This is a genomic window from Streptomyces sp. NBC_01515, from assembly GCF_045040345.1.
Taxonomy (GTDB): domain Bacteria; phylum Actinomycetota; class Actinomycetes; order Streptomycetales; family Streptomycetaceae; genus Streptomyces.
In genome coordinates this window covers 8470421-8489487 of the sequence record NZ_CP109416.1, presented here as the reverse complement: position 1 = coordinate 8489487, position 19067 = coordinate 8470421, and the positions used below count along the sequence as shown (strand labels likewise).

Genomic DNA, 19067 nt, shown 5'->3' with positions numbered 1-19067 from the left:
GTCACGCGCGCGACCCGGCCGCCGAAACGTCCCCGAGTGCCTGCCTCGGGGCAACTTCCTTGCCCTCAGGGGCAGTCCGCGGCACGGTTCGCGGGCAGCCCGCCGCGTCATGTCCTCCGTAGTACCGTGCCACCGCGGTGGACGCCGTCGCCGCGGGGGCAGTGACGGGTTTGGCGGGCGGCCCTTTTGGGCAACTCCTGTTGCCCCGGCGGCTGCTGACGCGCCCTCACCATCCGTCGTAGCGTCGGCTCATGAGTCTGTGGACCTCCCTGGAGCCCGCGTCCGCGACCGTCGATCCCGGTGGCAGTACCCGCGTGCGGCTGCGGCTGCGCAACACCGGCGACGTCGTGGACGAGTACCGCTTCGAGCCGGTCGGGAGCATCGCGCCCTGGACCACTGTGGAGCCGCAGACGCTGCGGCTCTATCCGGGCACGACGGGGACGGTCGACCTGACGTTCGCGCCGCCGCGCACCCCGGACGCGACGGCGGGCCCGAACCCGTACGCGGTGCGGATCACGCCGACCGAGCATCCGGAGGCGGTCACCGTCCCCGAGGGCAATCTGACCATCACCCCGTTCACGGAGGTGCGGGCGGAGCTGGTGCCGCCGACGGTCAAGGGACGTTTCCGGGGCCGCCCCCAACTCGCCGTGGACAACCTCGGCAATACCAAGCTCACGGCGTCGATCAGCGGCAGCGACAACGGCGACCAGCTGTCGTACGACATCCATCCGGGCAATGTGCAGATCGAGCCGGGCCGGGCCGCGTTCGTCAAGGCGTCCCTGAAGCCGCGGAAGATCATCTGGTTCGGGCCGAAGGAGCAACGGCCGTACACGCTCAGCGTGTTGCGGTCCGGCGCCAACCCCCTTCCCGTGGAGGGGACTTACCTCCAGCGCGGATTCCTGCCGCGCTGGCTGGCCACCTTCCTCGGTGTCCTCATGGCGCTCGCGCTCACCTTCGTGATGCTGTGGATCGCGTACAAGCCGCAGGTGCGGACCGCCGCCACCGAGCAGTTGAAGGACGCGGGCGTCAGTACGCTCGCGCCCAGCCCCACCCTGAGCGCCGCTCCCCCGCCGCCCTCGCCCGTCGTGACGAGCGCGCCCCCGGCGGCCGAGACCTCGGCCGCAGCTGCCGCGGGTGGTGGGTCGGGTGGCGGCGGAGACTCCAAGCCGTCCGCCAAGCCGAAGCCCGTGACGGCGGCGACGGCCGTGAACAAGCTGGCCGCGCAGGACTCCGGACGCCATGTCTGCTACCGGATCTACATCGGGGGCAAGGGCTGGCAGACCCCGGAGTGCGACGGTGCCACGGCCGCCACCTCCACCGACGACGAGCAGATCCTCTCCGTGAACATCGCGGTCTCCGGGACCGCCGGTTCGGCCGCGAACGCCTTCATCCACGACCCCGCGTCGACCAACGGCCTCGGCAAGTACTGGGACCCGGGGTGGACGCACATCATCGCCGACGGCAAGGACAACTACATCGGCACCCCGAAGCCGGGTTCCGCGTACATGACGGGCTTCGCGAACAACATCGGCAGTGGTCAGCTCTGCTGGATCGTCCGCAGCTCCGGCTGGGGCTGGGACCCTCAGAAATGCACCAACCCGCGGCCCGACTACGGCTTCTCGGGCACCCTCGACAACAACCACTGGCTGGTGGCGGTCAGGCTGACGGTGCCGAACTGACGGCTCTTGATCCACTCTGGAGGGGCGGTTACCAGGTGCCTTCTCCCGGCACCAGCCGCCCCGCCTTGCGGTATTCGCGGCGGGCCCCTTCGAGGAGGTCCGCCGCGGTCACCGTGTCCCCGCGTCCGGCGGCGAGGTAGGCGGCGGTGACGACGGCGCTTCGGATGGAACCGCCGGCCAGCTCGAACTCCTTGGCCAACGGCCCGAGTTCGAGGTCGGGCACGCTCGGCACATGGGTCAGGCCGTGCCGCCACAGCGCGAGCCGCTGGGCCGGGTCCGGGAACGGGAAGTCGACGACCAGGTCCAGCCGGCGGGTGAACGCCTCGTCGATGTTGGCGCGCAGGTTGGTGGTGAGCAGCGCGATCCCGTCGAAGGACTCAAGGCGTTGGAGCAGATAGGCGCTCTCCATGTTGGCGTACCGGTCGTGCGAGTCCTTCACCTCGGAGCGCTTGCCGAAGACGGCGTCGGCCTCGTCGAAGAGAAGCACGGCGTCGGTGCGGTCGGCCTCCGTGAAGATCCGTTCGAGGTTCTTCTCCGTCTCGCCGACGTACTTGTCGACGATCGACGACAGCTGAACGACATAGAGATCCAGGCCGAGTTCGGCCGCGACGACCTCCGCCGACAGCGTCTTGCCGGTGCCGGACTCCCCCGCGAACAGGCCGAGCACACCACGCCCCCGGCCGCCTCCCGCGCTGAGCCGCCAGTCGCCGAGGACCCGGTCGCGGTGCCGGGCGCGCAGGGCGAGTTCGTGCAGCTGGGTCAGCGACCGCTCGGGCAGGACCAGGTCCCGCCAGTCGACGGCGGGCCGGATCCGCCGGGCATGCTGTTCGAGCCCGGACGCCGACTGCTGCCGTGCCGCGAGCCGCAGATGGGCGGCGCTCATCGGGGTGCCGTCGAACGCGGCAAGACCATGTGCCGCCCGGGCGGCGCGCGCGATGCGGTCGGCGCCGAGATGGTACGGCGCGACGGTGGCCCGTACGTCGAAGCCGCTCTGCTCGCCGACGGCGTCCGTCCAGGCCCGCACCGCCGCGGCCCGCTGCCGGGGCGCCTCCAGGATCAGCGGATCGCTCTCGCACCACTGCGGGTCGTACGGCCGCGCACCGGCGATCAGCACGGAGACGTCGGCGGCATCGGTCAACGCCCGTACCAGTGCGCCGGGTTGGTCGGACAGTCCACCCACGACGACCGTACGGCCACTCAGCCGGGCCTCGCGCAACAGCTCCGGCACCCGCTCCACAGGTCCGGAGTACCGCACGGCGGCCACACCGGCCGCGTGCAGGGCACCCGACACGCACACGAGCCCGTCGCCCTCGTGACGCTCCCTCAGATACACGGCGAGGGGCGGACCTTCGGCGAGCAGCGCGGCCAGCCGGTCCACGAAGCCGGTGAACTCGCCGTCCGCGCCCGACTCTTGCCCGCCAGGCTCTTGCCCGTCGTGCGACGCGCTCGGCACCGGCAGCGGGTGGAGGTGCCCGGTGAGGGTCGCGTCCGGGGTGTCGTCGCCGAGGAGATGCGCCACGACCCGGTCGGGCACGCGCAACGAGCGGCTGAGGAAGGGGCGTTCGGGGTCCTCCACGGTGAGCAGCCCGAGGGCGGACAGCGGGGCCGTCGGAAGGAACCGGGCCCGGCCCTCCGCCTGGTGTGCGGGTACGCCGCACAGGTCCAGGGCGAGTCCCACGGTGGCCCGGCGGCGGCTGACGTCGTCGTTGAGGTAGCCGTAGAGCGGCTCGAAGGTGCGGTCCAGGTCGGGGGCGAGGGCGACGAGGAGGAGGGCGGTGTCGAGGTCGGTCAGGCGCAGGGCGGCCAGTCGGTCGGCCGGGCTGTGCGCCAACTCCGGTGCGGGCGCGACCAGTTCCCGCTCCGGTTCCGGCGAGCGCAGCAGCAGCTGCCGTACCGCCTCTTCCGGGAGGTACAGGCCGCGCATCGGGTCACCGGCCGTGGGGTCGGCGGCGGAACGCCGGTCGACGAGCAGGGCGACACGCTCACGGAGGTGACCGAGGCGCGCGAGGAGGGCGTCGGTCTCCGGCTCGACGGCGAAGGCCAACGCGTCCTCCGTGACCGTCATGTCGGCGTCCCCGGCGCCCTCTTGCGCCGGGCCACCTCGCGGGCCTCCCGTACCGCCACCACCTGGCGGGGGCGGTGGGCGCGTTCCTCCACGCCCGGCTCCGTGCCGTCGAGGCCGCTGACGCGGACCGCCGCGCCCTCGGTGACGGGCGGGCCGACGTCGTACTCGGGGTAGGCCGGGAAGGGCGCGGTGACCACGAGGTCGAGGGACGGCTTGAGTTCGCCGCCGAGGGCGGACCAGATCTCCGCGAGGGAGCGGGACTCGGTCTGGATACCGGCCACCGAGATCGGCACCGACAGGCCCAACTCACGCAGGGAGCCGGGAAGTTCGGCAGGGGCGAGCAGCTCGCGCGGGATCAGGGTCGACAACACGGCGGACAGCAGCCGGTGTTCGTCCTGCGGCCGCTTCGTCCACGCCGTCACCAGGTACGAGAGCCGGAACCAGCGCGGCGGCTGGCGGCGCTTGACGACCACGTCCCGCTCGTCGCGCACGACGACATGCCCGCGCTGGCGACGGTGCACGTCCTCCCGGATGTCGTACAAGTAGGTGTTGATCGTGGGGGTGTTGCGGCGGGCGGCCCAGTCGCGGGTCGGGGCGTCGAAGGAGACCTCGATGCCCGAACCGGCCAGTGCGCCGCCGCCGATCAGGTCACCCAGAACCTCGTCCACCTCGTGGATCACCGCCGAACTCCCGCCCTGCCGTGCTGTCGTGCCCCGCGGTACGCGTCGGCGCCCGGTACGCCCGTGTCGGCCGTCCCCCGATCGTGCCGTCCCAACCGCCCGTCCCCGCAAGCACCTTGGGGACGGGCACAGGGCACGACACGCTGCCCGCGTGTTCTCCTTCGAGTGCCCGTTCGGTCAGAGGTAGCCTTCCCGAAGGGCATGCGCCACGGCATGCGCCCGATTGCGCAGGTGAAGGCGTGTGGTCAACCCGTGCACGACGTTTTTGACGGTTCGTTCGGAATAGGAGAGCTTGCTGGCTATCTCTCCGGTGTCCAGCCCCTCGGCGACCAGCCGCAGGACGTCCACCTCACGCGGCGAGAGTCCCGAGGGATGGCCTCCGGACCGGCCCGCCGCGCTGCGATGCAGAGTCCCCACCTGTTCGACGAGCCGGCCGATCAGATCGGCCGGCAGGTCGCCGTCACCACGCGCCGCGGCGACCACGGCCTGCACCAGGCGCTGCGCGGTCGCCTCCCCGCGCCACACGATCGCGCCGACCCCGCACTCGATCACGTCGAGCAACTCGGCCTCGCGCAGCGCCCCGACGACGAGCACGGCCCGCCCGCCCTCGCTGCGCACGAGCCGGCGCAGCCGGGTGAGCGCGGTCTCGTCGAGGGTGTCGGCGATGAACAGGGCCACTCTGCCGGGCCCGGTGTCGTTCTCCTCGCGGAGGTCGATCTCCGGGTATCGGCGCAGCTGGCTGAGGGCTCCCTCGCGGGAGATCGGGTCCGGGGCGTGCACCGCCACGGGTATCCGGTCGGCGGGGTCGGCCGTACCGGGGTGTGCGGGCCGCGATGAGCTGAGCAACGTTCTCCCTCGAATCCACATCCAACTACGTGCCACCCCAGGTGTGCTGGTGGCGGCCGTGTACTCCTCACCCTCACGGGCGGGCGGGGCGCGCGCAATCGTGGAGCACCACGAGCAGCACCACGAGATCGGACGTACGGCGGACCACGGCGAGTGAGCGGCCAAGGTGGCGGAGGCGACCGGCACGACGGGTACGAGGGACACGAGGAGGACCGCGATGACGGGGTCGACGCCTGACGCCGGAGCGTTCGCGACACCGCCCGAACACCGGGACGCGACACGGCTGTTGGTGGCGGAGGCCGCGTGGGCCCGGGCCGGTGCCGGCCGGCTCGTGCTGCTGCGCGGGGCGACCGGGACGGGCCGTACCACCGTGCTGGAGACCGCCGTGGCGGACGCCCGGGCGCACGGCATGCGGGTGCTGCGGGCCCGCTGTTCGCCCCGCGACCGGGCGGTGCCGTACGCCACCGTGCTGCAACTGATGGCTCCGGTACCGGAGTTCGGGGAGGCGAAGTTCGCCGGGGACGAGCGGGCGAGCGCGGATCTGTTCCGGCGGGTGCTGCATTCGTACGCCGACCGGGCACCGCTGCTGATCGCCGTGGACGACGTCCATCTGGCCGACCCGGCCTCGCACCGCTGGCTGGTCGAGTCCGCCCGGCACGTCGACCGGTTACGGATCCTGCTGGTCGTCACGGAACGCAGCCAGTACGACGTCGATCCATCGACACCGGGCCTGACCCACACCCTGTCGCCCGCCCTGGTCCGCACGCTCACGCTGGCCCCGCTGACCGCGAACTCGGCCGCCGAGCTGGTGCGTTCGGCCCACCCGGACGCGCCCGAGCCGTGGGTGGAGGACTGTGTACGGGCCGGGGCAGGCAATCCGTTGCTGCTGCGGGCCCTGCTCGACGACCTCGGCGCCGGTCGGCATCCGACCGTGCCGGAGTCGTCGGCCGCGCTGTACCCGGGCGCGTATCCGGCCGCCGTGTCCTGGTGGTTGGACAGCGCGGGTCCGGCCACCGGCGAGGTCGCCCGGACGCTGGCCGCGCTGGACGAGGGGTGGGACGGGGGCACCCCGCGGGATCTGCCGAGCGGCCACGCCACCTGCCCCGCCGAAGAACTGGCCGCCGTGATCGCCGAGTTGGCGGGTGCCGACCCGGCGCGGGTGACCGGCTGGCTCACCGCGATGAGCGGGCTCGGGGTGCTGCGCCCCGACCCCGACGGGCGTCCGCGCTACGCGCATCCACTCCTGCGCGACGCGGTGCTCACCGGCGTGCCCGCGACCCGGCGGCGGGCCGCGCACGCGGCGGCGGCCGAGACGATGCAGCGCCACGGGGTCTCCCCCGACACGGTCGCCCGGCAGTTGCTGCTGTCCGACCCGGTGGGCGAGCCCTGGGCATCGGCCGCGCTCCAGGAGGCGGCCTCGCTCGCGCTGCGCGACGGCCGCACGTCCGACGCGGCGGCCTTCCTGCGCCGGGTCCTGGAGGAGCCGCTCCGGGACGCCCCCAGACAGCGCCTGCTGACCGAACTGGGCTCCCTGGAGTACAGGGCGCAGACGTCCTCGGCCGGCATCCCCCGCCTGAGCGAGGCGCTACGGCTGTCGGGGGCGCCGCAGGACACGGTGCGGGCTGCGGTCGCGCTCGGCACGGCGCTGGCCGGCCGGGGCCGGACCCTGGCCGCCGTGGACGTACTGCGCACGGTGGAGGACGAGTTGACGGACCGGCCGCAGCTGATCCGCACCCTCCAGACCGCCTCGGTGCTGCTGTCCGAGCAGGACCAGACGGTGCGCAAGGAGGTGTACCGGTGGCTGTGCGACGCCGCCGAGCACTCGCCCGAGCTGGTCGGCACGGCAGGTCACGCGCTGGTCGTACGGCATGCGGCCACGGCCGGGCTGATCCCGGCCGCGGAGGCGATGCGGCGGCTGCGGGCGCTGCTCGCGCAGCCCGCCGATCCGCTGACCGAGCCGTTCCTGATCGGCACGGCCGCCGCCGTTGCCCAGTGGGCCGACGAACTTCCGGAAGCGGAACGGCTGGTGGAGCGCGGCCTGGTCGGTCAGCGGCCCGACGTGCTGCACCCGATGCACGAGGCGCTGGTCAACGTACGGGCCGACATCCTGGCCGCGCGCGGCGAGCACGCGCGGCTGCTGGCGGACCCGTGCCCGCGCGAGAAGGCGCGCAGCGGGCCCTCCAACCGGCAGGCGCACGTGCTGCTTTCGCTCGTGGCGACCGGCGAGGAGGCGCGGGCGCTGCGGCTCGCGGACGGCTTCGATCTGCGGTCGGCGCCCGACTCCTGGGAGTTGAACCGCTTTCTCTACGCGCGGGGAGTGGTGCGCGCCGCCACCGGCGACACGGCGGGCGCGCTGCACGACTTCCTGGAGTGCGGGCGCCGTCAGTCGGCCCGTGAGGTGGTCAGCCCGGTCGTCACTCCGTGGCGCACGGCCGCCGCCGAATGCCGTCTCGCGCTCGCCCGCCCCCGGGAGGCCATCGCCCTGGCGGAGGAGGAGCTGCGGCTGTCCCGGGTGTGGAACACGCCCCGCGCGGTGGGCCGTTCACTGCGCGTCCTGGCCGCGGCGACCGGCGGCCCGCGCGGTCTGGAGCTCGCGGAGGAGGCCGTACGACTGCTGCGGGGCGGGCCGGTGGGCACGGAGGCCGAGTTGGTGTCGGCGCTGATCGTGCGGGGCCGCGGGCTGACCGCGGCCGGGGACCGGGGGCGGGCCCGGGCCTGTCTGCGGGAGGCCGCGGAGCGGTCCGAGCGGCTGGGAGCGACGCGTCAATGGGCCCTGGCGGAAGAGGCGTTGGGCGAGAGCGGGGCCCGGCGCTCGGCGCCCGCCCGTACCGGTTCGCGGTCGCTCACGACCAGTGAGCGGCGGATCGCCGAACTGGCCGCCGACGGCCGGACGAACACCGAGATCGCCGATCTGCTGCATCTGGCCCGCCGCACGGTGGAGACCCATCTCACCAGTTCCTACCGGAAGTTGGGCATCCGGCGGCGGGGCGAACTGCCCGGGACGCTGGGGCGCACGAACGGGCCGTGACCCGCCGCGAGTTACTTGCGGGTCCCGGCCGTCGGCTTCTTGGGCTCGGTGCCCTCCGCCCGCACGGTGCTGTTGCCCTTCTTGGGGACGTGCCGGGGCACGACGTCCTGGGGGAAGGTGAGTTGCTGGTTCATCCACTTCAGGGAGGCGGGCATCTCCCGCACCCAGGTGGGGAAGTTGTGGCTGCCGGACTCGGGCAGGATCGACGCGACGCGCATGGGCGCCTTGACGGCCTTGATGAAGGCGACGGTCTGCGGATAGCCCCGCTCGCCGTGCTTGCTGTCGGCGACCAGGACGGAGACCTGGGGTACGGGCAGGTGCTTCAGCCGCCACATCAGGTCGTGTCCGTTGACCCGGTTCACCCGGCCGAGGCCGCTGCCGAAGAGGTTGCCGGTGGTGGGGTCGTCCTTGATCCGGTAGTCCGGGGAGAGCGCGGCGGCCGTCGTGTACACGTGCGGGTTGCGCATCGTCAGCTGCAGGGCGCAGGTGCCGCCGGAGGAGTAGCCCATGACGCCCCAGGCGCTGGCGTCGTGGCCCACCCGGTAGACGGATTTGAGGGCCTGCGGAAGGTCCTTGGCGAGGAAGGTCTCGGTCTGCGGTCCGCCAGGGACGTTCACGCACTCGGTGTCGCGCGGCGGGGCGATCGTCGGCCGGATCATCACCATGATGGTCGGCTGCATCTGCCCGCTCTTCTGCAGCTGCCCGGCGGTCTGCGACACCCGCAGGTACTGCGCGAGGTTGAAGATGCTGCCCGGGTAGCCGCTGAGCGCGACGACGACGGGGAAGCGCTGGCGCGCGTAGGCCTTCTGGAAGTACTGCGGCGGCAGGTAGACGAACGCCGGGTCGACCACTCCCGTACGGCGGCCGATGACCTTCACGGACTCCACCTTGCCGTTCACCGCGGGGTTGCCGGTGGGCAGTCCGCTGACCCGGCTCAGCTGCTCGTCGCCGGCGGGCTGCACCAGCGCGCCCTTCACGGTGACGCCGCCGATCGAGCCGTCACCGCTGTGGTCGGCCGCCTGGGTCACGCCGACGGGAGCGGTGTCGACGTTGCCGAACAGCTCGCCCCACGATCCGAAGAACTGGTACGAGGAGTTCAGCCAGCACGCGAACGCCGCGATGATGGTGACCTGAGTCACTCCAATGGCTGCCAGCCGCCCGAGCACGTGCCGCACACCCCGATTGGCGAGCCGCGGCCACACCCAGACCAGCAGCGCCACGCAGACGGCAGCCACGGCCGCCACCACATAAACGGTAGTCTCGCTGGTCAAACCCATGCCACTCAGTCCCCGGTTTCCTTGCCTGTGCTGTTTCCTTCACACAGAAGGAGGGCTACGGACCCTTCTGCGTTCCTCAACGAGCACGAATAGGACAAAGAAGCGGGTCGGCAGGGGTTTCCACGGACGGCCCCCTCGCAGGTTTACGGCGTCTTGTCCGGTGTCCGGTCGGCGTCCCGCCGCAGGCTCTCCGGCGATCGGCGGAGTCGTCCGTAAGCCCGCCGTAAGGTCTCGCCGTGCCCCGTCGTCCGGCCCGACCCGGTAGGTTTCGCAGCGGTCCGAAGCGGTCGACTCCGGGGAAGGGAACGGCATGGCGAAGGACGATTCCGCCCTGCGGTCCGGCCCCGGCGACGCCAACTCGGCGGACGGACCCGGCAGATCGGCCGGAAACGGCCGGCTGGCCGACAGACTGGCCTCCGCCCGCCTGCAGAACTTCGTCGGCAGGCGCGAGGAACTCGCCCTGTTCCGGCGGGCGTTGGCCGGCGAACCCGGCGCCCCGATGGTCATCGTGCTGCACGGCCCGGGCGGCATGGGGAAGAGCGCGCTGCTGCAGCGCTTCGCCGCGGAGGCACAGGCTGCGGGGCGGCCGGTCGTCGGCGTCGACGCCCGTACGGTCGAGCTCTCGCCGGCGGCCTTCGAGGAGGCGACCGCCGAGGTCTTCGCCCGCGACAACGCTGTCCTGCTGGTCGACGACTTCGAGCGCTACCGCGCCATGGAGGAGTGGATACGCGACCGGTTCCTGCCGCGGTTACCGGCCGGAGCCCTGGTCGTCGTCGCCGGACGGCACGCACCCGACCCCCTCTGGAAGGCGGACCTCGCGTGGAGCGAGGTCCTCCAGGTCGTGCCCCTGCGGGAGTTGGGGCCCGCGGACTCGGCGGCGCTGCTCACCGCGCAGGGCGCCGACCCCGCACCGCACGCGTCCCTCCTCCGGTTCGCCGCGGGCCATCCGCTCGCCCTGCGCCTGGTGGCCGAAGCAGCGACCCACGGCAACTCGTCGACGGACGAGGTCTTCTGGGCCCCGCTGCGCACGGTCGTCGACCGCCTGCTGACCCACATCGTCGGCAGACCGCCCTCGCCCGCCCACCGGCGGGCACTGGAGGTGTGCGGCCATGTCGCCGACACCACCGAGGAGTTGCTCCGCGTGGCGCTCCCGGACGAGGACGCCACCGAACTCTTCGCCTGGCTGCGGCAGTTGTCGTTCATGAAGTCGGGCCCCTTCGGGATGTGCCCCTACGACGTCGTCCGTGACGCCCTCGACGGCGACTTCCGCTGGCGCGACCCGGAACGCTACAAGGCCATGCACCGCACGATCCGCCGCCACCTGGTGGAACGAGTCCGCGACGCACCGGAGAAGGAAGCCCTGCGCGCCGCCCGCGAGTTCGACCACATCGTCTCCAGGGCCCAGTGGCTGAGGGAGTTCCAGGGCACCCGGGACGAACCCGACGTCCACGAGCAGCCGATGCGCCCGGAGGACGCCCCCGCGCTGATCGAGCTGGCCCTCAAGGTCGAGGGCGAGCACAACGCCCGTACGGTCTCGTACTGGTTGAGACGTCAGCCCGAGGCGTTCCACGTCCACCGGCGCTGCGACACGGGTCAACTCCTCGGTTTCATGGCCTGGTTGAGGATCGACGCGCTCGACGACGAGACCCGGGCGGCCGACCCCGTGCTGGCGGAGGCGTGGGAGCTGGTCTCCGCGATGACTCCCCCACGCCAGGGCGAGCACCTCGGCGTGGCACGGTTCATGGTGCACGAGGAGAACCACCACCGCCCCTCGCGGTCATGGGACCTGGTGCGGATGCGGATCGTCTTCGAGGTGCTGCGCGCCAAGCACTGCGCCTGGTCGTGCTTCGTCAGCGCCGAACCGAAGTTCTGGGCACCGCTGTTGACGTATCTGGGCATGTTCCAGCCGCCCCGCCGGGCCGTGCACGCCGATCGCGGGTACGGCCTGTTCTGCCACGACTGGCGGGCGGCGCGGGCGGAGGAGTGGGCCGAGGGCATCGACGCGCGTCTGCTCGGCGGGGCACCGGCCGTGGTCGCCGGGAAGCCCAAGTCCCGTGTCACACCGCTGAGTCGGGAGGAGTCGGACGCCGCCGTCCGGGAGGCGCTGCGCGGCTGGCTGGACCCCGGCGGGCTCGCCGACAACCCGCTGCTGCGCGGCCGGCTGGTGGAGGAACTCAGTGAGGGCGACCCGGTGACCGCGCTGCGCGACCTGATCGGCAAGGCCGTTCAGCGGCTCAACGCCCATGCCCGCACCCGGCATCTGCACGACGTGCTGACGCTGACGTACCACTCGACGTCCACGCAGGATGCCGTGGCGCGGAAGCTCAACCTGGCGTTCAGCACCTACCGCAGGCATCTCGCCCGCGCCCTGGACGAGGTGCGCGAGACGGTGTGGGACTGGGAGGTGCACGGCCGGATCAGGGCCGGACAGGAGCCCCCGCAAGGGAGTTGAGAGGGCGTCCGCGGCGGGGCCGTTCACGGACGTGTTCCGGCAGTTGGCCCCTCAAACTTGCCCGAGGGGCCAACTGCCTTCACCACCCGACGAGTTACTTGGCGGGCTTGTAGAACGCGTACGTGGCGGTGTACCGCACGCTGACCTGGTCCGTGCTGGTGCCGGTGCAGGCCGTGGCGGGGGCGACGCCGCCACTGGTGTTGAGGCGCTGGACGTAGGACACGGCGGCGAACGTCCCGGTGCCGCGGGTGGCGGTGGCCTTCACCAGCAGCTCGGGGATGGCGCCGGTCTTGGGCGAGTTGGCGATCGCGGAGCCGTTGACCGCGCTGCCGTCCACCGTGGACACCCACACCGGCCCGCGGGAGTGCAGGGCGACGGGACGCTTGGCGCGGTCGTTCTTGGCCCACAGGGTGGCGGCCGGCTCCAGCAGCGTCCAGGCGCTGTTGGTGCAGGTGTAGGTCTGGACGCCGGCGGCGGAGAAGACGCCGGTGAGCTTGTTGCCGTCCGGGACCTTCAGCGCGTCGGGCACGGTGACGCCGAGGCGGAGGGGCGGCTGCGGGGTGGCGGCCTGGCCGACGGTCGCGCTCACGAGCGTGCCGGCGGCCACGGCGGTGACGGCCGCGGTGGTGAGGATGAGACGTTTGGCGATCTTCATCGGTGTGTCTCCAGAGCAATTTCTGAACAGGATCGCGGGTATCGGGGTCGCGGAGGTCCGGACTCCCGGGCCGATCAGATGATCTTCGGCCCCGCTGCCGCAATGTACGGGGGATTACGCGCGGCCAGGGTGCCAACTTCTGATCGACTTATGACCAGCACTGCTCACCGCCACGGCGAAGTGGGTATTGCCGTCCCCGTTTCCGTTGTCCGGCAGGACCCGCGCCGGTCTCCTCTACGGAAGACTCCGCCGGCCGGATCGCCGCGCGGCGGAGCGTGGGTACGGACAGGAGTGTTGAGACATGGCTCGTTGCCGGTTGTCCATCCGCCGACAAGGGCGCGCACGAGCCGTGGCGGGCCACCGCCGTGCGCTCCGCCCGCCCCGCCCCGTACGCAGACAGGTCGGCCTGGCCGCTGCGGTACTCCTGACCTGCCTCGCCGTGGTGACCGGCGTCCTGCTGACCCGCGCGCAGACGGGAACCCCGGGAGACCGTACGGTCGCCGGTCCGCCGTCCGGGCACAGCACGGCGGCGGCCGGCACCCCGTCCCGCTCCGGACCCCCGGCCACGACGACGTCGTCGCCGCGCGCCACGCCCTCCCCCTCGCCCACCCCCGAGGCGCGGAAGCCGTCCAAGGCGAGCGCCTCGCCGTCCCGCGCGGCCGGTCAGCCGAAGACCGCGCCCGCCGGTAAGCGGACCGTGACCCTGGTCAACCGCCTCGACCAGACGATCTGGCCCGCGATCGCCGCGGACCCCAAACACCCTGTGGAGGCGACGGGTTGGGTGCTGAAGCCGGGGGCCGGCCTGAGCTTCACCGTCCCCGACCACTGGGACGTCCGGGTGTGGGCGCGCACCGGTTGCTCCTTCGACGCGTCCGGCGACGGCCACTGCCTGACCGGCGACTGCGGGCGTTTCCAGTGCGGCTCGACCTGGGGCGAATTCCCCTCCACGCTGGCCGAGTTCAACCTGAACGCCTGGAACGGCATGGACTTCTACGACGTCAGCCTGGTCGAGGGCAACAACCTGCCGATGTGGATCAACAGCTACGGCGGCTCGTCCCACGACAAGCTCGACGCGAACGGCTGCTCCGCCGCCGGGTGCACCCGGGACGCCAACGCCACCTGCCCCACCAAGCTCCAGCGCATCCGGGACGGCCGGGTCGTGGCCTGCCTGAGCGCCTGCCTGGTGTTCAAGACGGATAGGACCTGCTGCACCGGCGCCTACGCGGCACGACCCCAGTGCGTCCCGTCGTCCTGGCCCGTCGACTCGGCGGCGGTGTTCAAGAAGGCCGAACCCTTCGCCTACTCCTACGTCAACGACGACGCGACCAGCGTCCTCACCTGCTCGGGAGAGTGCGGCTACCGCATCACCTGGGGCGTGAGCCCCTGACTCCGCGGTGCCCCTGACCTCGGCACGCGCACAGGATGGGCGCCCGGCCTCTCGGACCGGGCGCCCATCGCGTGTGCGTCAGCCCGCCGACTGGAAGGCGCGCCCGGCCGCGGTCGTCGTCGTACCGTCCGTGAAGAGCCCGCTGCTCGGCTTCGACGCGTCAGCGCCGAGCCCGAACCACGCGTAGCGCCGCACGTACGACAGCCCGTCCAGCGCCTTGGTGGACGCGGTGACGAAATCGGCCTGCTGCTGCGCGGACGGGAAACGGGTCCCCTGGGAGAAGTCGATCAGCGCGTACTCGGTGAGCCAGATCGGCTTGTGGTAGCGGGCGTACACCGCCGCCAGGTACGACTTCAGCTGCTCGACGGCCTGCGGGGTGCGGAAGTCGCCGCCGTACCAGTGCAGGGTGATGAAGTCGACGCGGTACCCCTTCGCCTCGGCCCCGGACATGAACCGGTCCAGCCAGCCACCCGCCGTGTCACCGCCGTAGGCGACCGCCGGGCTGCCCAGGATCTTGCCCGCCGCCATGAGCCGGGGCCACAGCTGCAGCGCCTGCTCGACCGTCATGTTCGACTGCTGTGCCATGTCCGGTTCGTTGAACCCCAGCAGATACGGGCCGTACGACCGGGCCTGGGCCAGCGAGGAGTCGGTGACGGACTTCGCTCCCCAGATCATGGGCACGAACGACCCCGACGAGGGCGTCGTGATCCCCGAGTGCTGTGTGGACCAGGTGTAGTACCAGCTCGCCCCGCTCGCGGCCAGCGCCTGACTCACCCCGCCGAACGACCACACCCCGACCCCCTTCTTGGCACCGGAGGCGATGTGCGCGGGGGCGGCGGCGGTGTGCGTCGAGGGAGAGGGGCTCGGCTTGGCCTTCGGCGTCGGGGACGGGCTCGGCGACGCGCTCGGAGAGGCCGAGGGCGTGGGCGTGGGGCTCGGGGTGACGCTGACCACCGGAGCGGGCGATGCCGCAGCCGTCGTAGCGGAGGAACCGCCCGTCAGCCGGGGCGCGACCAGCGCGGCCACCACGACGACGGCGACCGCCGCCGAACCACCCACAATCTGCTTGCCCATACGACCGGACCGGCGTCCGTGCCGCCGACGGGTTCCCCGGTGCGCGGAGTGCGTGGAGTGCGCGGGTTGGTCCGCCGGTGAGGACGAACCGCCCTGCCCCAGCACGGCGTTGAGCACCCGCGCCGGGTCAAGTCCCGTCGGCACCGCCACCAACGGAAGCCCGCTCAGCAGCCGGTCCATCGGAAGCAGCCCCGCGTCGAGCCCCTGGCACACCCCGCAGCCACGGATGTGACGGGCAAACCGCTTACGCCACAAGGCACTTGGCGTGCCGTCCCACGTCGAGGCCGTCTCCTCCAGCGCCGTACAGCGCGGCGCGGCCACCAGTGCCCGCACCACCACCCGCGAGACCTCCATCTGCTTCTTCATCCGCTGCACGCGGACGGAGGCGTGCCGGTCGGAGAGCCCCAACGCACCGGCGAGTTCGGCCCGTTCGAGTTCGCCGGTCTCCTCCAGCCACCACAGGGACAGCAGTTCCTGGTCGTCTGGGTCGAGCCAGCGCGTGGCCTCGGCGACCTCGCGGCGCTGCTCGGTCAACCCGAGCCGCAGGATGGTCAGTCCGGCGAAGTCGAGCGCGGGGTCGGTGATCGCCTCCGCGTCCTCCAGGTGCGCCCTGCGGTCGCGGTCGGCGGCCCGTATCTGCTCACGGTCCCGTACCTGCCGGATCGTGATGGCCACCAGCCACGACCGGAACGCTGCGGGATCCCGCAGCTTCGGCAGCCCCCGCACCATGCGCAACAGCGTCTCCTGTACGACGTCATCGACATCGGCGTGACCGTTCAGGGCCCGGCCGACGATGTTGTAGACCAGCGGCAGGCACTGCGTCAGCAGGTGGTCCAGGGCCTGCCGGTCACCCGCGCACGCGGCCGTCACCACGCCCGCGTCGGGTCCACTCCTGGGCTTCTCGGTCATCTGCGTTCGTTCCTCCGCGTGTGGTCCGGCCGTGACGTGTCCCTGATTCGGAGACCGCCGACGCGCGCAAGGACTACAGAAAACAGGACAGCAAAAGAAATCAGCCGGTCGCGTCCGAATTTATGTTGTCGAGCCGTCGCCGAACAGGTCACCGATAGGCAGGACCACATCTGGACCACATCCGGAGAGCATCAGGAAGGCGCGAGGACCATGGCACGAGGACGCAGAAGACTCGGCGCGAGCCCGCGGCGACACCGCCGAGGCTGGTGGTACGTCGCGGCGGCCGCCGTCGCCACGGCCGCCACCGTGCTGATCGCCTACAGCGTGTGGACGCCGTCCGGAACGGGCGGCACCCGCACGACGGCCCACCAGGACACGGCCGCGCGCCCGGCCGGGTCCCGAAGCGCGTCATCCTCGCCTTCACCTTCGCCTTCTCCCAGTCAGAGCGCCTCGGCTTCTCCGTCCCCCAAGACCGCCGCCTCGAAGAAGAGCACAAGCAAGCCCACCGCCAAGGCAGTTGACCCGGCAGAGCACCCCTCTACAGCCCCCGTCGGCAAGCGCCTGATCACGGTCGTCAACCGCACCCCGAAGACGGTCTGGGCGATCGTCACCAACACCGCCGTCTACCCGCAGGGCCGCCGACTCGCCCCGGGCCAGAGCCTGTCGGTGACCGTGGCGAACAACTGGGGCGGCCGTATCTGGGGCCGCACGGGCTGCACCTCCACGGCGGCCGGCCACTGCGCGACCGGCGACTGCACCAGCGTGTGCGAGGGCGCCAACCCGCCCACCACACTGGGTGAGTTCACGTTCGACGCGTACGCCGGGATGGATTTCTACGACGTGAGCATGGTCGACGGCTCGAACCTGCCGATGTACATCAACATCTCGCACACCACGACCGTCGACCCGGTGAGTTCCTCGGGCTGCTACAAGGGCGTCTGCACGTCGGACGTCGACTGCCCCACCGCGATGCAGGCGGTGTCGGGCGGCCAGGTCGTCGGCTGCGAGCCGCCCTGCGCGGCGTTCGGCGGCGACACGTACTGCTGCCGCGGCGCCTGGGCGGGCCGCGACAACTGCGTCCCCTCGAAGTGGCCGGTCGACTACACCCAGGTCTTCAAGCGGGCGGCCCCGTACGCCTATTCGTACGCCTTCGACGACGGGGCGACGATGCCGTGCAAGGGGGCCTGCTACTACAAGGTCACCTTCGGGACGACCGGGTCGTAGCACGCGGTTCGGTGTCGGTGCACGCGGCTCGCTGTCAGTGCGCCCGGCTCGATGTCAGTGGCCCGCCGTACCTTTTCCCTTGACCGTCCGGCCGGGCGGCAAGGGAGGGACGGGACATGGAGTGGTTCGGGGATGCCCGGCTGGCCGCCGGGCCGGAGGCGGCCTGGTATCTGGAGACGGCGTTCACGCCCGGCGCGCACCTGGGGACGGTGTACGACGATCCGTCAACGCCGGTCGTGGTCACGGGAGTTGAGCGGATGACCACCATCCGCCTACCCACCGGCCGGCTCATCGTGGACGCGCCGTGGCACGACGACGAGGACGGCGACTACGAGGACGGGTCACCGACGAGACCCCCGCGCGAGCTGGCCGTGCGGATTCCACCGGGTACCTACCCGGTGGAGATCGCCTGGACGGCGGGGCCGTACGAGTTCTTCGGTGAGCACTTCGACGGCATCGCGTGCGCCGCGACCCGGATACGCCTGAGCCACGACCCCGTGGCCGGGTGGGAGATGGGCCTGGGGATCCACGACGACATCGACCGGCTTCAGCCGGGTGAACAGGTCGGGTTCTCCTCCGACGCCAACGTCGGCTGCTTCGCCGACGCCGAGGCGTGGACGACCCTGGTCGCACCGTTCCGCACGTTCGTGGACGGGGCCCCGGTGGATCGCGAGTCCGAGCAACTGCCCGACGACTGCGAGCGGTTGAGCGACGAGACCCGACAGGCAGACCTCGTCACGTTCACCGCGGAGTCGGGCGGCGTGGTCTGGCTGGGCCGCACCGGGACCGGCGCGGTGGCCGCGATCGTGGTGACCAGCGGCATGTCCGGCGCCAAGGCCTGACGAGGCACCCTCGACGGACCGTCAGCTCTCGTCCGGCGTCGGCCGCGACGAAAGGTACTCGAACGACGGGCTCAGCGAGCGCGATCTAACTCGCGCGGGCGTCCCGTCGATCGGCGTGTTCGAGGGCACCCCCATGGCCCGGGTACGGGACGTCTTCGAGACCAACGCGTTCGGCGTGATGGCGACGACGCAGGCCGTGCTCCCCCAGTTCCGCGAGTGGGGCTCCGGCGTGGTCGTCAGCGTGACCTCCAGCGTGGTGCCGGGCCACATGCCCCTCTCGCTCGAACTCGCGCCCTTCGGCGTGCGGGCCAAGACGGTCGAGCCCTACGCGGCATGGGCGAAGAAGACCATGGGCTCCTTCACGGGCCAGGACCTGTTCACCAAGGAGAGCGACGTCGCCGAGACGGTGCGGCGCGCCGCGCACGACACGACCGGCCGGCTGCGCTTCCCGGCCGGCCCCGCACGCAGGTGCGGGGCCGCCTCGCTGTCCCAGAGCGCTCTCACCACCCCGCTACCAGGCGACTAACCAGCCCGCGTCAGCCCTCTTCAGGCGTCAGCCGCAGCGAAATGGAGTTGATGCAGTACCGCTGATCGGTCGGCGTGGCATAGCCCTCGCCCTCGAAGACGTGACCGAGGTGCGAACCGCACCGGGCACACCGCACCTCGGTGCGGACCATGCCGTGCGAGCGGTCCTGGATCAGTTCGACCGCGTCGGTGTCCTTCGGGTCGTAGAAGCTCGGCCAGCCGCAGTGGGACTCGAACTTCTCGGTGGAGGTGAAGAGTTCTGCGCCACAGGCCCGGCAGGAGTAGACGCCCTTCTTCTTGGTGTCGGTGTACTCACCGACGAAGGCGGGCTCCGTGCCGGCCTGCCGCAGCACCGCGTACTCGGCCGGGTTCAGCTCCGCGCGCCATTCCTCGTCCGGCTTTTCGACGTCGTACGACATGAAGC

Annotated in this window: 13 protein-coding genes and 1 pseudogene; 7 read left to right on the top strand and 7 right to left on the bottom strand. The window is 71.8% G+C overall.

From position 1 onward, the window contains the following. The first annotated feature begins 251 nt into the window (after positions 1 to 251). Positions 252 to 1679: a hydrolase gene (locus tag OG407_RS38160; protein ID WP_405864335.1), complete on the top strand. Its 1428-nt coding sequence runs from the start codon at positions 252 to 254 to the stop codon at positions 1677 to 1679. A 28-nt stretch (positions 1680 to 1707) separates the two neighbouring features. On the opposite strand, the gene OG407_RS38155 is transcribed toward OG407_RS38160, so the two are convergent. From OG407_RS38155 to OG407_RS38145, 3 genes are all read right to left on the bottom strand, one after another. After that, on the bottom strand, positions 1708 to 3744 hold the full coding sequence (locus tag OG407_RS38155) for an ATP-binding protein (RefSeq protein WP_405864333.1): 2037 nt from the start codon (positions 3742 to 3744) through the stop codon (positions 1708 to 1710). After that, the gene (locus OG407_RS38150; RefSeq protein WP_405864331.1) at positions 3741 to 4424 is read right to left on the bottom strand and encodes a DUF4255 domain-containing protein; all 684 of its coding nucleotides are present in this window, start codon (positions 4422 to 4424) and stop codon (positions 3741 to 3743) included. Before OG407_RS38150 ends, OG407_RS38155 begins: the two co-directional genes overlap by 4 nt. A gap of 177 nt (positions 4425 to 4601) precedes the next feature. Beyond that, positions 4602 to 5270, bottom strand: a complete 669-nt coding sequence (locus OG407_RS38145; RefSeq protein WP_405864329.1) for a LuxR C-terminal-related transcriptional regulator — start codon at positions 5268 to 5270, stop codon at positions 4602 to 4604. A gap of 217 nt (positions 5271 to 5487) precedes the next feature. On the opposite strand from OG407_RS38145, the gene OG407_RS38140 reads away from it, so the two are divergent. Further along, positions 5488 to 8298: a LuxR C-terminal-related transcriptional regulator gene (locus OG407_RS38140; RefSeq protein ID WP_405864327.1), complete on the top strand. Its 2811-nt coding sequence runs from the start codon at positions 5488 to 5490 to the stop codon at positions 8296 to 8298. A gap of 11 nt (positions 8299 to 8309) precedes the next feature. Here the strand turns inward: OG407_RS38140 and OG407_RS38135 are convergent, their stop codons facing one another. Then, complete coding sequence (locus tag OG407_RS38135) at positions 8310 to 9575, bottom strand: alpha/beta hydrolase (RefSeq protein WP_405864325.1); 1266 nt, start codon at positions 9573 to 9575, stop codon at positions 8310 to 8312. Positions 9576 to 9885: 310 nt separating this feature from the next. Between OG407_RS38135 and OG407_RS38130 the strand changes: the two genes are divergently transcribed. Then, positions 9886 to 12027, top strand: a complete 2142-nt coding sequence (locus OG407_RS38130) for an AAA family ATPase (protein WP_405864323.1) — start codon at positions 9886 to 9888, stop codon at positions 12025 to 12027. 94 nt (positions 12028 to 12121) lie between these two features. Here the strand turns inward: OG407_RS38130 and OG407_RS38125 are convergent, their stop codons facing one another. Beyond that, entirely contained in the window at positions 12122 to 12682 is a 561-nt protein-coding gene (locus OG407_RS38125; RefSeq protein WP_405864321.1) for a DUF3455 domain-containing protein, read from the bottom strand. Between the two features lie 349 nt (positions 12683 to 13031). Here OG407_RS38125 and OG407_RS38120 point away from each other — a divergent pair, with 349 nt between their 5' ends. Next, a complete protein-coding gene (locus OG407_RS38120) occupies positions 13032 to 14069 on the top strand; it encodes a thaumatin family protein (RefSeq protein ID WP_405864319.1) in 1038 nt (345 codons plus the stop codon). A 78-nt stretch (positions 14070 to 14147) separates the two neighbouring features. Here the strand turns inward: OG407_RS38120 and OG407_RS38115 are convergent, their stop codons facing one another. Continuing rightward, positions 14148 to 16052 (bottom strand): sigma-70 family RNA polymerase sigma factor, encoded by a 1905-nt coding sequence (locus OG407_RS38115; RefSeq protein WP_405864317.1) that lies wholly within the window; start codon positions 16050 to 16052, stop codon positions 14148 to 14150. Between the two features lie 210 nt (positions 16053 to 16262). Here OG407_RS38115 and OG407_RS38110 point away from each other — a divergent pair, with 210 nt between their 5' ends. The 3 genes and pseudogenes from OG407_RS38110 to OG407_RS38100 form a co-directional block, all read left to right on the top strand. Continuing rightward, on the top strand, positions 16263 to 17276 hold the full coding sequence (locus tag OG407_RS38110) for a thaumatin family protein (protein ID WP_405864315.1): 1014 nt from the start codon (positions 16263 to 16265) through the stop codon (positions 17274 to 17276). Between the two features lie 116 nt (positions 17277 to 17392). Beyond that, complete coding sequence (locus OG407_RS38105; RefSeq protein ID WP_405864313.1) at positions 17393 to 18118, top strand: DUF4241 domain-containing protein; 726 nt, start codon at positions 17393 to 17395, stop codon at positions 18116 to 18118. Positions 18119 to 18224: 106 nt separating this feature from the next. Then, positions 18225 to 18644: pseudogene (locus OG407_RS38100) on the top strand (SDR family NAD(P)-dependent oxidoreductase); the annotation flags it as partial. A gap of 10 nt (positions 18645 to 18654) precedes the next feature. Here the strand turns inward: OG407_RS38100 and msrB are convergent. Continuing rightward, on the bottom strand, positions 18655 to 19062 hold the full coding sequence (msrB, locus tag OG407_RS38095) for a peptide-methionine (R)-S-oxide reductase MsrB (RefSeq protein WP_405864311.1): 408 nt from the start codon (positions 19060 to 19062) through the stop codon (positions 18655 to 18657). Between the last annotated feature and the right edge of the window lie 5 nt (positions 19063 to 19067).